At 64.4% G+C, this 13,921-nt stretch carries 13 protein-coding genes; 7 read left to right on the plus strand and 6 right to left on the minus strand.

Annotation, left to right across the window (positions count from 1 at the left end; genetic code table 11):
* The first annotated feature begins 4 nt into the window (after nt 1-4).
* The 4 genes from R4P47_RS05120 (at nt 5) to R4P47_RS05135 (ending at nt 5,272) form a co-directional block, all read left to right on the plus strand.
* Nucleotides 5-1,216 carry a M50 family metallopeptidase gene (locus R4P47_RS05120; protein WP_068050266.1) on the plus strand — a complete coding sequence of 404 codons (1,212 nt, stop codon included), beginning with the start codon at nt 5-7 and terminating at the stop codon, nt 1,214-1,216.
* Nucleotides 1,217-1,277: 61 nt separating this feature from the next.
* Entirely contained in the window at nt 1,278-2,417 is a 1,140-nt protein-coding gene (ispG, locus tag R4P47_RS05125) for a flavodoxin-dependent (E)-4-hydroxy-3-methylbut-2-enyl-diphosphate synthase (protein WP_269593732.1), read from the plus strand.
* A gap of 121 nt (nt 2,418-2,538) precedes the next feature.
* Nucleotides 2,539-3,375 (plus strand): GNAT family N-acetyltransferase, encoded by an 837-nt coding sequence (locus R4P47_RS05130; protein ID WP_068050264.1) that lies wholly within the window; start codon nt 2,539-2,541, stop codon nt 3,373-3,375.
* 82 nt (nt 3,376-3,457) lie between these two features.
* Nucleotides 3,458-5,272 (plus strand): penicillin-binding transpeptidase domain-containing protein, encoded by a 1,815-nt coding sequence (locus R4P47_RS05135; protein ID WP_188078638.1) that lies wholly within the window; start codon nt 3,458-3,460, stop codon nt 5,270-5,272.
* A 21-nt stretch (nt 5,273-5,293) separates the two neighbouring features.
* Here the strand turns inward: R4P47_RS05135 and R4P47_RS05140 are convergent, their stop codons facing one another.
* Nucleotides 5,294-6,166, minus strand: coding sequence for a helix-turn-helix transcriptional regulator (locus R4P47_RS05140; RefSeq protein WP_317784185.1), 873 nt, complete (start codon nt 6,164-6,166; stop codon nt 5,294-5,296).
* 139 nt (nt 6,167-6,305) lie between these two features.
* On the opposite strand from R4P47_RS05140, the gene map reads away from it, so the two are divergent.
* Together map and R4P47_RS05150 are read left to right on the plus strand one after the other, a co-directional pair.
* A complete protein-coding gene (map, locus tag R4P47_RS05145; protein WP_317784186.1) occupies nt 6,306-7,181 on the plus strand; it encodes a type I methionyl aminopeptidase in 876 nt (291 codons plus the stop codon).
* Complete coding sequence (locus R4P47_RS05150) at nt 7,178-8,713, plus strand: cobyric acid synthase (protein ID WP_317784187.1); 1,536 nt, start codon at nt 7,178-7,180, stop codon at nt 8,711-8,713. The genes map and R4P47_RS05150 overlap by 4 nt, the downstream gene beginning before the upstream one ends.
* On the opposite strand, the gene R4P47_RS05155 is transcribed toward R4P47_RS05150, so the two are convergent.
* The 3 genes from R4P47_RS05155 to R4P47_RS05165 are packed head-to-tail and all read right to left on the minus strand — an operon-like array spanning nt 8,697 to nt 10,665.
* Nucleotides 8,697-9,392 carry an ABC transporter permease gene (locus R4P47_RS05155; protein WP_317784188.1) on the minus strand — a complete coding sequence of 232 codons (696 nt, stop codon included), beginning with the start codon at nt 9,390-9,392 and terminating at the stop codon, nt 8,697-8,699. The two genes, R4P47_RS05150 and R4P47_RS05155, sit on opposite strands and share 17 nt — an antisense overlap.
* Complete coding sequence (locus tag R4P47_RS05160) at nt 9,389-10,306, minus strand: ABC transporter ATP-binding protein (protein WP_317784189.1); 918 nt, start codon at nt 10,304-10,306, stop codon at nt 9,389-9,391. The genes R4P47_RS05155 and R4P47_RS05160 overlap by 4 nt, the downstream gene beginning before the upstream one ends.
* Nucleotides 10,303-10,665: a GntR family transcriptional regulator gene (locus R4P47_RS05165; RefSeq protein WP_176460506.1), complete on the minus strand. Its 363-nt coding sequence runs from the start codon at nt 10,663-10,665 to the stop codon at nt 10,303-10,305. Before R4P47_RS05165 ends, R4P47_RS05160 begins: the two co-directional genes overlap by 4 nt.
* 106 nt (nt 10,666-10,771) lie before the next feature.
* Here R4P47_RS05165 and R4P47_RS05170 point away from each other — a divergent pair, with 106 nt between their 5' ends.
* Nucleotides 10,772-11,338, plus strand: coding sequence for an alpha/beta hydrolase (locus R4P47_RS05170; RefSeq protein ID WP_317784190.1), 567 nt, complete (start codon nt 10,772-10,774; stop codon nt 11,336-11,338).
* Nucleotides 11,339-11,344: 6 nt separating this feature from the next.
* Here the strand turns inward: R4P47_RS05170 and mtr are convergent, their stop codons facing one another.
* Together mtr and R4P47_RS05180 are read right to left on the minus strand one after the other, a co-directional pair.
* Complete coding sequence (gene mtr, locus R4P47_RS05175; RefSeq protein ID WP_317547192.1) at nt 11,345-12,730, minus strand: mycothione reductase; 1,386 nt, start codon at nt 12,728-12,730, stop codon at nt 11,345-11,347.
* Entirely contained in the window at nt 12,727-13,767 is a 1,041-nt protein-coding gene (locus R4P47_RS05180) for an alpha/beta hydrolase (RefSeq protein ID WP_317784191.1), read from the minus strand. Before R4P47_RS05180 ends, mtr begins: the two co-directional genes overlap by 4 nt.
* Nucleotides 13,768-13,921 lie beyond the last annotated feature (154 nt).

Consider the following 13,921-nt stretch of genomic DNA (forward strand, 5'->3'; position numbering starts at 1 on the left):
ACACATGCTGTTCGCTCTGGGTGTGGTGCTGTTCGCTGTCGGCATCGGTGTGTCGATCGCGCTGCACGAGGCAGGACACATGTGGACCGCGAAAGCGCTCGGCATGAAAGTTCGCCGTTACTACATCGGTTTCGGCCCCAAGATCTTCTCCTTCCGACGCGGCGAGACCGAGTACGGCCTCAAGGCAATTCCGGCCGGCGGATTCTGCGACATCGCCGGAATGACGGCGATCGACGAGCTCGCACCCGACGAGGTCGAGCGCGCGATGTATCGCCAGAAGACGTGGAAGCGGATCGTCGTCATGGTCGGCGGCATCGCGATGAACTTCGTACTGGGAATCGTGCTGATCTATGCGCTCGTTCTCGGGTGGGGCACGCCCGATCGGGTCACTCCGACCACGACTGTCCAGGGTGTCGGCTGCGTCGGAACGACGCAGACACCGGACGGTGAGATCGCCGATTGCTCGGGTGACGGTCCGGCCGCAGCGGCAGGGCTGCGTGAGGGCGACATCATCACAGCGGTGGACGGCACCCCCACGGAGGTCTGGTCGGATGCGGTTCTGGCCATTCAGGCCTCCACCGGCTCGGTCGAGCTGACAGTGGATCGCAACGGTGCTTCGCAGACCATCACCGTCCCGGTCACACAGGTTCAGCGATACGTCGTCGATCCCGACACCGGAGCGAGGGAATCGACGACGGTCGGGGCGGTCGGTGTCACCGGGGGTCCGCCACCGAACATCACCTACAACCCGATCGAGGCGGTACCCGAGACCTTCGCTTTCACCGGCGACATCTTCGTGCAGACCGGCAAAGCCCTCGTGCAACTGCCGACCAAGGTGCAGGCGCTGTGGGAGTCGATCTTCGGCGGTGAGCGTGGCCTCGACACCCCGATGAGCGTCGTCGGTGCCAGTGTCATCGGTGGTCAGGCTGCGGAGACGGAGAACTGGGCGACGTTCATCGGGTTGCTCGCGTCGTTGAATTTCTTCCTCGGGGCATTCAACCTCGTGCCGCTGTTGCCGCTCGACGGTGGCCATATCGCCGTGACCATCTACGAGCGCATCCGCAACATCTTCCGCAACCGCCGTGGCCTGCCGGACGGCGCGCCGGTGGACTACATGAAACTGATGCCGGTCACTTACGTGGTCATCGTCGTTTTCATCGGGTTCTCCTTGTTGACACTCACGGCGGACATCGTCAACCCGATTCAATTGTTCTAAGTAGACTCGTCAGTCGTAGCTAGGAAAGAAGGCCACTGTGTCCGTGTCAGTCGGATTGGGAATGCCGGCACCGCCGGTACCGGTACTCGCGCCGCGTCGAAAGACCAGGCAGCTCCAGGTCGGGTCGGTGGGAGTGGGCAGCGACAGCCCCATCTCGGTGCAGTCGATGACAACCACCAAGACCCACGACATCAACGCCACTCTGCAGCAGATCGCCGAACTGACGGCGTCGGGCTGCGACATCGTGCGTGTGGCATGCCCCACACAGGACGACGCGGATGCGCTGTCGATCATCGCCAAGAAGAGTCAGATTCCGGTGATTGCCGACATCCACTTCCAGCCCAAGTACATCTTCGCCGCGATCGACGCAGGGTGCGCCGCTGTGCGCGTCAACCCGGGGAACATCAAGGAATTCGACGGCCGGGTCAAGGAAGTCGCCAAGGCCGCCGGTGACGCGAACATTCCGATCCGCATCGGCGTCAATGCCGGTTCGCTCGACCCTCGCCTGATGAAGAAGTACGGCAAGGCGACACCGGAGGCCCTCGTGGAGTCCGCGCTGTGGGAGGCGGGCCTGTTCGAGGAACACGGATTCGGTGACATCAAGATCTCCGTCAAGCACAACGACCCCGTCATCATGGTCGCCGCGTACGAGCAGCTGGCCGCGCAGTGCGACTACCCGCTGCACCTCGGCGTCACCGAGGCCGGCCCCGCTTTCCAGGGCACCATCAAATCCTCGGTGGCCTTCGGCGCACTGCTGTCCCGTGGAATCGGCGACACCATCCGCGTCTCCCTGTCGGCTCCGCCGGCCGAGGAGATCAAGGTCGGTAACCAGATTCTGCAGTCGCTCAACCTGCGTCCCCGCAAGCTCGAAATCGTCTCCTGCCCGTCGTGCGGACGCGCGCAGGTCGACGTGTACACCCTCGCCGACGAGGTCACCGCAGGCCTGGAGGGCATGGAAATTCCGCTGCGCGTTGCCGTCATGGGGTGCGTCGTCAACGGTCCGGGCGAGGCGCGCGACGCCGACCTCGGCGTGGCGTCGGGCAACGGCAAGGGCCAGATCTTCGTCAAGGGCAAGGTCATCAAGACCGTGCCCGAGGCTCAGATCGTGGAGACCTTGATCGAGGAAGCAATGCGCATCGCCGAGGAATTCGAGAAGGATGAGACCGCAGACGGCGGCGCTCCGGTGGTCACGGTCAGCTGAGGATGATCGATCCGGTCGGTGTCCGGTTTGCCGCTCTGCCACCGAGGGAACAGGTTCTCTGGAATGATTCGCTACACGCTCGGTCGGTGTGTATGCGGTAGGTGGGTCAGGAGGTCGGCAGGTGCTCAAGCTCCTCGGTGCGAAGCCTCTCGGTAATCGAGACGTGGCGCATGTCTTACGGGTGCTCGATGCCGACCCGGTTGCCACCTGCATGGTCGCCGCCAGGGTGCAGGAATCCGGACTGGATCCGAGGTCGTTTCACGGTGAGATGTGGAGCCGGGGCGGACCGGACGAATCGTTGTGTTTCTACGGAGCCAACCTTGTCCCTCTGCTCGGATCGAGTGACGATCTGCGGTCGTTCGCCGACCGCGCATGTCGCGGTCCACGGCTGTGTTCCTCGCTGGTCGGTCGAGCCGAACTGACACTGCCGCTGTGGGAGATGCTCGAAACCGACTGGGGCCCGGCTCGTGAGGTTCGCGGTGAGCAGCCACTGCTGGCCACGTCGGTTCGATCGTCCGTCACCCCCGATCCACACGTACGTCTCGTTCGCCCAGAGGAACTGGACGTGTATCTGACTGCGGCCGTGGCCATGTTCATCGAGGAAGTCGGAGTCGACCCGAGGCAGAACGACGGCGGCCGCGGATACCGGCGACGGATCTCGAGTCTGATTGCCGCGCAGCGTGCGTGGGCTCGATTCGAGGACGGTCGGGTGGTGTTCAAGGCCGAGATCGGGTCGCAGTCGGCGACGGTGGGGCAGATCCAGGGGGTATGGGTTCACCCCGATCGGCGCGGGCACGGTCTCGGTGCGTCCGGTACCGCAGCGGTGGTGAACTCGGTGGTCCGCCAGGGCCGCACCGCAAGCCTCTACGTCAACAGTTTCAACTACGTCGCCAGACGGGCGTACGCGAAGATCGGTCTGACCCAGGTGGCGACCTTCACGACCGTGCTCCTCGACTAGATCGGCCGTCGCTCGAACGGGTTGTGCCGAACCGCGATTCGTTGCCGCAGCCGGAGGCAGCGCCCTATTACTATGGGGCGCAATGAGATCACGTGGTGCAACCGAAGTGCGGTATCGGATCGGCGCGGTATCGGTGGTCGCAGCCGTCGTTGCTGCCGCCCTCGCCGGATGTACCCCCAAGCCCGACGGCCCGGAGCCGGCTGCCCAGGCTTTTCTGGCCGCGTTCGAGTCCAATGACATCGCCGCCGCGGCCGCGGACACCGACAAGCCCGACGCGGCGGCCACGGCACTGACCGAGGCGTGGACCAATCTTCAGGCCGAGGCTCTGGAAGCGGAGACGACGTCGGTGCAGGTCGACGGTGACACCGCCACAGTCGGCTACAAATACACGTGGCAGCTGCCGAAGGATCGGGTGTGGACGTACGACGGTCAGCTGAACATGGGTCGCAGCGAGGGCGAGTGGGTGGTGCGCTGGACGGCGTCGGACATCCATCCCAAGCTCGGTGACACTCAGACGATGTCCTTGCGATCCACGGCGGCTCCTCGCGCACGAGTCAACGAGCGCTCCGGGACCGATGTGTTGGTGCCCGGGGTGGTGCACCGAATCAAGTTCGACGCGGCCGATGCGAACAATGTGGTGGCCTCGGCGACGGCGCTGTCGACGTTGCTGACGCCGTTCGATGCGTCCATCACCGCGCAGTCCATCGTCGAATCCGCCACCTCTGTCGACGGCGACTATCCGGTGGCGTTGCTTCGAGACAGTGACTACCAGCCCATCTCGGCCGCGCTGACCGAGATCCCGGGAGTGACTGCATCCGACGAATCGGATCTGGTGTCCACCGACCCCACGTTCGCGCCGGACCTGGTCGGCCAGGTCAAGAAGGCCGTCATCGACGAGGTCGACGGCAAGGCGGGGTGGAGTGTGGTCACCACGAATCGCAACGGCGTCGACATCGATGTCCTCACCGACACTCCGCCGGAGCCCTCTCCGTCGTTCTCCATCAGTCTCGATCGCAACATTCAGGTCGCCGCGCAGCGTGCGGTGAACGCACGCACCGAGCAGGCGATGACGGTCGTCATCCAGCCGTCGACCGGGGCGATTCTGGCGGTGGCACAGAACCCGGCTGCCGATCGGGACGGACCGGTCGCGTCGGCCGGCCTCTACCCACCCGGATCGACCTTCAAGATCATCACCGCCGGTGCCGCCATCTCGAGCGGACTCGCGTCTCCGGGCAGCACCGTCCCGTGTCCGGGTCGAATCGTGATCGGTGAGCGCAGTGTGCCCAACTACAACGAGTTCGCACTGGGTGACGTGACGATGAGTACTGCGTTCACTCGCTCGTGCAACACCTCGTTCGCCAAGCTGGCCAGCGAGATGGCACCGGATGCATTGACCGTGGCGGCATCCCAGTTCGGCGTCGGGCCGGACTACGACGTCGTCGGGCTGCCGACCGACTCCGGCTCGGTACCCCCGGCCGAGGAGCTCGTCCAGCGCACCGAGGACGGCTTCGGTCAGGGCAGAGTGGTCGTGTCGACGTTCGGTATGGCCCTGGCCGCCGCGACGGTTGCCCATGGCTCGACGCCGGTGCCGAACCTCCTGGTCGGACGCGACACCGTCATCACGGGAGAGCATCCGCAGATCGAGCCTGCGATGGTCGACGGGCTGCGCGGGATGATGCGTTCGGTGGTCACCAGCGGTACGGCCGAGCGCATCGCAGACCAGGGCGAGGTGTACGGCAAGACCGGCGAAGCAGAGGTCGACGGCGGCTCGCACTCGTGGTTCGTCGGCTACCGCGGAGACATCGCCTTCGCCACCCTCGTGGTGCGGGGCGGCAGCTCGGACAATGCGGTCGCGGTGACCCGAGAGATGTTCGAGCAACTGCCGCCCGGGTACTGACCGATCGGCGGTGTGCCCGGTTCAGGAGGGCAGAACGCCGAGTCGACGGCAGGCCACCACGGCTTCGTATCGAGTGTGCGATTCGGTTTTGCGCATCACGCTGCGCAGGTATGACTTGACGGTCTCGGCACCGATCGACAGACGCGCGGCGACCTCGATGTTGGTGCAGCCCAGAGCAACTTGCGAGATCACGTCGATCTCTCGTGGTGTCAGTGACTGCGACACGTCCTGGGTCCGTGGGTCGTGGGGCATCTCCTGGCCGAACGACGCGGCCACGCGGGCTGCGACCGCGTCGAGTCTGCGCCGGATGGCCACGTCACCGACAGATCGGGCGAGATCGGACAGTTCCTCGTGGACGCTGCGCAGTTCGGCCGTGCGGGAGAGATCCGAGTCGAGCATCGAGCGGGTGGTCGCCAGCAGACGGATCCGGCGGTCGACCTCGTCACGCACGGAGATCTCCTGGCCGAGACGCCTGGCGGCGGTCGTCATGATGTCGCCGACGCGATCTCCGAGGGGGCCGCGTTCGCGTAGGGCCGCGTACATCACTATTCGCGCCACACCGGCAACGACCACCGGCACCGCCAGTATCGATTTGAGGCCCTCGCCGAGTACCGGTCGGTCGAAGTGATGGGTGATCGACATCGACGCGCCGTAATCGCTCACGGCCGCGGGCCTGCGCTGTTCCATGACTCGCCCGCCGAGGCCGGATCTGGGTGGGATGGCGAGTCCGTCCAGGCCGCGGGTTCTGGTTCCGTGGAACTCACTCAAGTACAGGGTCTCCGAGGAGACCTCGCCGCCGAACACGACGGGCACGTCGGACGCCGCTGCCACCAGGCGCAGTTCGGCGCGCAGGGCATCGCCGTCACGGGGCCGCAACAGATTCGAATGGACCACGGAGCTTCCTTTCCCGTGTCGGATGCACGAGCGACGAACGTGATCCAGATCATATCCACAACGGCAAGCGATGTTTCTACTGGCACAGGCCACTGCGCTGCGGTTCGGGGCCGAATACGAGCCGACTACTCTGGACGTCATGTCTGTGACCGCCGAGAGCAAGCCCCGTCAGCCACTCGTACCAGGCGTCGTATCGCCCGTCCTCGCTGTGCCCAAGTCCATCGAGCGCCCCGAATACGCATGGAAGTCGACCGTGGCCGAAGGCAGTGAGCCCTGGGTCCAGACCCCCGAGGTCATCGAGAAGATGCGAGTGGCGTCGAAGATCGCGGCCAGGGCACTGCAGGAAGCGGGCCGGGCGGTGGCACCGGGAATCACCACCGACGAGCTGGACCGGATTGCCCACGAGTACATGATCGATCACGGTGCGTACCCGTCCACGCTGGGCTACAGGGGATTTCCGAAGTCCTGCTGTACCTCCCTGAACGAGGTCATCTGCCACGGCATCCCGGATTCCACCGTGATTCAGGACGGTGACATCGTCAACATCGACGTCACCGCATATATCGACGGCGTCCACGGCGACACCAACGCGACCTTCCTGGCCGGCAACGTCTCCGAGGAAGCGCGCCTGCTGGTCGAACGTACGCACGAGGCCACCATGCGTGCCATCAAGGCGGTCAAGCCGGGGCGCGCGCTCAACGTGATCGGCCGCGTCATCGAGTCGTACGCGCACCGGTTCGGCTACGGCGTGGTGGAGGACTTCACCGGCCACGGCATCGGTACCACCTTCCACAACGGTCTCGTCGTTCTGCATTACGACCAGCCGTCGGTGGACACCGTCATCGAGCCGGGTATGACGTTCACGATCGAACCGATGATCAACCTGGGCACGATCAACGCCAAGATGTGGGACGACGGTTGGACGGTCGTCACGCACGACAAGAAGTGGACCGCGCAGTTCGAGCACACGCTGGTGGTCACCGAGACGGGCAGCGAGATTCTGACCCTCCCGTGAATCCGAAAGGCGCCCTGCTGGTTGCGGGGACGACATCCGACGCAGGCAAGAGTGTGTTGGTTGCCGGGCTGTGTCGGATGTTGGCGAGACGGGGCGTGCGGGTTGCTCCGTTCAAGGCGCAGAACATGTCCAACAATTCGGTGGTCACGCTCGACGGCGGTGAGATCGGTCGAGCGCAGGCGATGCAGGCGACGGCCTGTGGTCTCGAGCCGAGTGTCCGCTTCAATCCGGTGTTGCTGAAACCGGGGAGTGACCGAACCTCGCAGTTGGTGGTGCGCGGGCGGGCCGTTGCGCAGGTGAGTGCGAGCAACTACATCGAGCATCGGCAGTCGTTGCGCGCCGTGGTGGCAGACGAATTGGCCTCTCTGCGTGAAGAATTCGATGTGGTGATCTGCGAGGGGGCCGGCTCGCCCGCCGAGATCAATCTGCGCGCCACGGACTTGGCCAACATGGGGTTGGCGACGGCGGCGTCTCTTCCGGTGATCGTGGTGGGGGATATCGATCGAGGGGGAGTGCTGGCTCATCTGTTCGGCACCGTTGCGGTGCTGTCTCCGGAGGATCAGGCGCTCGTCGCCGGGTTCGTGATCAACAAGTTCCGCGGTGATCCTGCTCTGCTGGCACCTGGTCTCGATCAGTTGCGCGCGTTGACGGGACGTCCGACGTACGGTGTCGTTCCGTTCGCCGACGGATTGTGGATGGACGCCGAGGATTCACTCGGAACCGTTCCCGATGCTCCGGTGGGGCGGCCGCGTGCACCGCACGGCTCGCAGTGGTTGCGCGTCGCGGCCGTGCGTTTGCCGAGAATCTCCAACACCACCGATGTCGAGGCGTTGGCCTGCGAGCCCGGGGTGTCGGTCCACTGGGTCACCGAGCCGTCCCGGCTCGAGGATGTGGATCTGGTGGTCGTTCCGGGCAGTAAGTCCACCGTGTCGGACCTGGAGTGGTTGCGACGCACCGGTCTTGCCGATGCGATCGCGGCACGCGGGGCTGCGGGCCTTCCGGTTCTGGGGATCTGCGGTGGCTATCAGATGTTGGGCCGAACGATCGACGACACCGTCGAATCCGGAGCGGGGGCAGTCCGGGGTCTCGGTCTGCTCGATCTCGACATCGAGTTCGCTGCCGACAAGGTACTCGCGCAGGTGGCGGGGCAGTCGATGCAGTTCGGCCCGAATTCCGTGTCGGGCTACGAGATTCACCACGGCCGGGTCGCACGAAACGGCGACGACGCCTTGTCGACCACCGCGTCGGGTATCTCCGAAGGCAGCCTACGCGGCAGCGTTCTGGGCACCCACTGGCACGGACTGCTCGAGTCCGACGATTTCCGTCGTTCCCTGCTCACCTGGGTGGCAGAGAAATCGGGTCGTACGGGATTCGAGGTGGCACCCGACACGTCGGTCGCGGCACTGCGAGAGCAGCAGTTGGATCTGTTGGCCGATCTGGTGGAAGACAACCTCGACGTCGACGCCGTACTCGACCTCATCGAGCACGGCGTCGATCCGGGCCTCGACACCATTGTCACGCAGTTGCTTTGAGCAGACCGAACCAGCTGGCCGCAGACAGTATCGCCGTGATGGTCAACGGAATGACGACCAGTAGCAGAATTCGCGGTGTGTCGGTGAAGAAGTCGCCGACGTCGGGCCACCAGTTCTGCCAGGTCACGAGTACAGATCCGCCGCCGAAGACTACGAGCGCTCCGAGTCCGAGGGTGAACAATCCGTTGGTGCGGAACCGTCGATACACGACGCCGATGAATGCACCGAAGCCGCCGAGGAGCAGCATGACGGTAACGAGTGCGGCCCACTGCACCAACGGATTGTCGGTCGCGTACCGAGCGATGCCGAACATTCTCAGTTTCAGGCCGAATCCATCCGTGGCTGCTTCGATCACGGACAGCACGTAGATGATCGTGCCGAATGCAATCGACTGGCACACACCTACCAACGCTGTGGCGGTGAGGAATTCGCGGCGAGTGACGCTCAGACCCAGGGCATAGGGAAAGCACTGAGTGATCGCGGTGATGTAGAACGCCATGGCGAATCCATAGATCGAGAAGACACTACCGGTGAAGTTGTATTCGGAGTCCGTGGTCGGGATGACCAGAAATGTGCCGAAGGTGATCACGAAGGCGATCGCGAGAACCGCCATCGGCCACACGAATGTCGTTGCCCACGAAGTGTTGTGGATGCGAGCTACGTTCAGTATCCGTTTCATGACAACGCCTCCTCGGCGGTGGTGCGTTCGATGATCAACTGTTGCAGTGGAACAGCTTCGATGGTGAGCCCTGCGGCTCGGCCGTCGGATCTCTGCTGTGCAGTCAGTCGGGCGTCGATCGTCGTTCGTACGCTCGGTCCAAGAGCGGAGCGGCGCAGGGTCCGGTGAGCAGCGGCGAACTCGTCGACAGCCGGCGCAGGACCGGTGATCTCGAATGCACTCTCGCGCAGAGCATCCGACTCGTCGTCGAGCACGATCCTGCCCTTGTCGATGAGGATCACGTGTTCGATGAGATCGCTGACCTCATCGATGAGGTGAGTGGACAGAACGACGGTCCTGGGGTGCTCGGCGTAGTCGGCCAGCAATCTGTCGTAGAACAGGTGTCGCGAGACCGCGTCCAGTCCCAAGTAGGGCTCGTCGAAAAAGGTCAGTGGTGCACGTGACGCGAGTCCGATGACGATTCCGAGAGCCGACGTCATTCCTCGCGAGAGCTTCTTGATCTTGCGGCCGAGGGGCAGGTCGAAGTCGCGCAGCAATTCGGCGGCGAAGTCGCCGTCCCAGTGTGGAAGGACATGTGACGCGTGCGAGACGGCGTGCTTGACCTTGAGATCGTCGGGATACTTCTGGCTTTCCTTGACGAAGCACACGTGACCGAGCGCGTGAGGGTTCTCCCAAGGACGTTGTCCGAACACCGAGATGTCCCCGGCGTTCTGGCGCATTTGAGCCGTCATCATCTGCATGACGGTGGTCTTACCCGCGCCGTTTCGGCCGAGGAAGCCGTAGATCTTGTTGCGTTCGATCTCGAAACTCACATCGTCGACCGCGGTGAACGAGCCGAAGTTCTTGGTCAGGTGCGTGGCCGACGCAACGATGCTGCTGGGTTCGTCGAACGAGTCGAGGGTGTGGACGCTCATCGTGCTGCCTCCCAGTTGTCGAGCATGGTCTTGAGTTCGTCGACGGTCATGCCGAGCTTGCGAGCCTCGGTGACGAGCGGATCGATGTACTGGCGAGCGAAGAGGTCTCGGCGACGGAATCTAAGAGCGTCCCGAGCGCCTGTGGTCACGAACATTCCGATTCCTCGTTTCTTGTAGACGACACCGTCGGCGACGAGCTTGGCGAGTCCCTTTCCTGCGGTGGCCGGGTTGATTCGATGGAATGCGGCCAGTTCGTTGGTCGAGGGGACCTGCTCTTCCTCTGCCAGGGAGCCGTCGATGATCGAGTTCTCGATCATCTCGGCAATCTGCAGGAAGATCGGCCTGCCCTCGTCCATCAGAACCGCCGCCGGTGCGTCGAGGTTGCTTGCCTCAGTGGTTCATTACTCATGTAACTAACCATAGAACCGACGCGTGGTCGGCGCAAGAGGCAGTACCGTCGTCCCCATGGAGTTCACGCATGTGAGTGCTGCGGGTGGGCAATGTTCGGTGCGAGTCGCAGGCCCGGACAGCAGGCACGCCGTTCTCTTGCTTCCCGATGCAGGCGATCCGGTGGATGTCTACGACGCCGTCAGTGAACGGTTGCACAATTCGGATCTGAAAACTGTTGCGCTGGAAAGCATCGACGGCGTCAGCGACGAGGCGATCCTGACGGTTCTCGACGAGCTGAAGCTGTCGTGGGTGCACCTCGTCGGCAGCGGAGCGGGTGCGGAGTCGGCATGGACGTTGGCCGCCAAGACCTTCGGACGCTTCGCCAGTCTGATCGCGGTGAACCGGTGCCACCCCGCGATCGCCGACGAGCAGGGGACCGTGCGCGGCGCGGATTGCCCCCCGGTCGAGCTGCCGACGACATTGGTCGTCGGGTCCTCTCTGGGCCGCACATCCGCCGACGCGAGCGGACGGTTCGTCTACGCGGACTTCCGCGTGGTCCAACTCGACGGCAGCGCGAATGTCGTCGCCGACGAGCCGGCTGCGCTGGCCACCGAGATCGTGCTCCGCACCAGCCCCTGGTAACCGGAACTACAGCTCGAGTCCCAGGAGAGCGTTCTCGACCACCTCGGGAAGACCTGGGTGGATCCAGTACTGGCCGCGGGCCATGTCCTGAGCGGACAAACCGAAGCTCATGGCCTGGATGAGTGGCTGGATCAACGTGGGGGCCTGTGCGCCGATGATGTGCGCGCCGAGGATCTTCCCAGTGCCCTTCTCGGCGATGATCTTGCACAGACCTTCGCTGTCCTCCATGGCCCAGCCGTAGGCGACATCTCCGTAGTTCTGGACCTTGACGGTGATGTCCAGGCCGGCGTCGCGGGCGTGCTCTTCGGTCATGCCCACCTCGGCGATCTGGGGATCGGTGAACACCGCCGCGGGAACGAACCGATGGTCGTTCTTCCGTAGCGTCGAGGTGTCGCCGTGCCACGCGTCCTGCAGCAGGTTGTACTGAACGACGCGAGCTTCCTGGTTGGCCACATGCTTGAGTTGGTACGGGGACGATACGTCGCCGAGTGCGAACACTCCTTCGGCCGTGGTGCGGCCGAATTCGTCCACCACGATGCGGCCTTCGTGGTCGAGCTCGATGCCTGCCGCAGCCGGATCGAGACGGTCTCCGTTGGGCTCGCGGCCCACGGCGACGAGGAACGCATCGCCGAGGACCTTGGTGCCGTCGGCGAGTTGGACCCCGTGCAACCCGCCCTCGGACAGGGGAGTGGTCTCGCCGGAGTCGAGGTGGACGTCCCACTTGGCGCGGGCGAGCTCGGTGAATCGCTTCGAGATGTCGGCGTCCAGTGCGCGGAGCAAGGTGTCCTTGCGGGCCACTATCGACACCTTGGAGCCGAGAGCAGAGAAGACGTGCGCGAATTCTGCTGCGATGTAACCGGATCCGAGAATCACCAGGTGCTCGGGTAGCTCGCGGAGACGCATCACATCACTGTTGGTGTGGTACGTGACACCCGAATCGGCGATGGACTGCGGCACCGTCGGACGCGATCCGGCGGCGACGACGATCTGGTCGGCGGTGATCACGGTGCCGGTGCCGGTGTCGATGGTGCGCGGGCCGACGAAGCGTGCGTGACCCTCGAACAGGGTGAGATTCGGGCTGCCTTCGGCGCGGTAACGCTTGCCGCCCTCCGAGATCGGGTCGATGCGGCCGAAGACGCGATCGACGATGTCCGGCCAGCGCACAGCGTCCACGTGGGCGTCGACACCGTATTTCGAGGAATCGCGTACTGTCCGCGCAACCTCGGCGGCGTAGACGAACATCTTGGTGGGGATGCAGCCGACGTTGAGGCAGGTGCCGCCGAAGGTCGAGTTCTCCTCGATCAGAGCGATCTTCTTGTCTTCGAAGCGCGAATCGGCGATCGAGTTGCCGGATCCGGAGCCGATGATCGCGACGTCGAAATGCTCGGTCATGAAATGTGCCCGCTCTCGGTGTGGTCCTTGCCCGACGCGTGGTCGGTGCTCTCGCTTCGATGCAACCACTCGATCCACTCGTCCATTTCCTCGAAGGCCCGAGCGCGTGGAGTCTCGGTGGACAGAAAGACGTCGTGGCGGGCTCCCTCGATGGGCACGATCGTGGTGCGGTCGCCCAGGCAGCCCGCCCAGCGCGCGATCTGGCGAACGTCGAGTACGGCGTCTGCGGCGTCGACCGCGGAGCTGTATCGGCGCGAGAAGTGCGTCACCTTGGAGCGCAGAATCAGTGCGGGGATACCGATGTCGAGGCCGCGATGAAGTTCGGCGTGTCCGTGGCGGACGGCGCGAATCCACCCGAAGGTGATGGGGAAGCCTGCCAAGGGCTTCCAGTCGAGGTCGTAGTCCCACTCGCCGTTCTCCGATGCCGCGAGCGACAACCCGTACGTATCGAGCCCGCCGCCGGGAACCTGTGCCTTGGACCGGAACCTGCCGATGACGTCGATCGCGGCGGTACCGACGCTGCGGATGGCAGGTGGGCCCTGCAGGTCGAACCACGGGCTGTTGAGGACCACACCCGACAGGCCCAGCCCGGCCGATCCGCCCTCCTGTCTGTTGAGACGGTTCAGCCACAGCGGCAGTACGAGCCCGCCGGTCGAGTGCGCCATGAGCAGGACCGGGGCACCCGGGCGTTCCGCGTGGACCAGGGCGAGAGCCTCGTTCAGCTCGGCGTCGTACATCGCCAGATCGGTCACGAAGTGTGCGGTCTGGCCCTCGCGGCGCGAGCGTCCGCATTTACGCAGGTCCAGGGCGTAGAAGGCGTATCCCTGCGCTGCGAAGTGCTCGGCGATGTGGCGCTGGAAGAAGTAGTCGGTGAAACCGTGGACGTAGATCACCGAACGCTCGAAGTTGGCGGCACCGGGCGGTTGGTACCGCACGAGAGTGGCCTCGACCTGCCCTTCGCCGTCCGGATCGTTGCCGAGTGGAATGGTCGTCTGTTCGTAGCCGTCGCCGAGGACGTCGGGCACCCAGGTAGTCACAGATCACAACTGTAGTGGGCACCGCGGGCGGCGTCCGAGGAGCACAATCGGAACCGGGTTGACGTGGTGTCCGACGGGGTAGGCCCAGCTAGTAACCTGACCGCATCGGGTGAAGCAGCCCTCTACAGCAGAGTTCTCCGGTCGATACCGCCAC

Source organism: Rhodococcus sp. IEGM 1370 (assembly GCF_033142325.1).
In the GTDB taxonomy this organism is placed as follows: domain Bacteria; phylum Actinomycetota; class Actinomycetes; order Mycobacteriales; family Mycobacteriaceae; genus Rhodococcoides.

Coding starts and splice junctions, on each gene's coding strand:
- R4P47_RS05170 (WP_317784190.1), top strand. CDS start 10,772: ATGGAGTTCACGCATGTGAGTGCTGCGGGTGGGCAATGTTCGGTGCGA.
- R4P47_RS05155 (WP_317784188.1), bottom strand. CDS start 9,392: ATGAAACGGATACTGAACGTAGCTCGCATCCACAACACTTCGTGGGCA.
- R4P47_RS05160 (WP_317784189.1), bottom strand. CDS start 10,306: ATGAGCGTCCACACCCTCGACTCGTTCGACGAACCCAGCAGCATCGTT.
- map (WP_317784186.1), top strand. CDS start 6,306: ATGTCTGTGACCGCCGAGAGCAAGCCCCGTCAGCCACTCGTACCAGGC.
- mtr (WP_317547192.1), bottom strand. CDS start 12,730: ATGACCGAGCATTTCGACGTCGCGATCATCGGCTCCGGATCCGGCAAC.
- R4P47_RS05120 (WP_068050266.1), top strand. CDS start 5: ATGCTGTTCGCTCTGGGTGTGGTGCTGTTCGCTGTCGGCATCGGTGTG.
- ispG (WP_269593732.1), top strand. CDS start 1,278: ATGCCGGCACCGCCGGTACCGGTACTCGCGCCGCGTCGAAAGACCAGG.
- R4P47_RS05135 (WP_188078638.1), top strand. CDS start 3,458: ATGAGATCACGTGGTGCAACCGAAGTGCGGTATCGGATCGGCGCGGTA.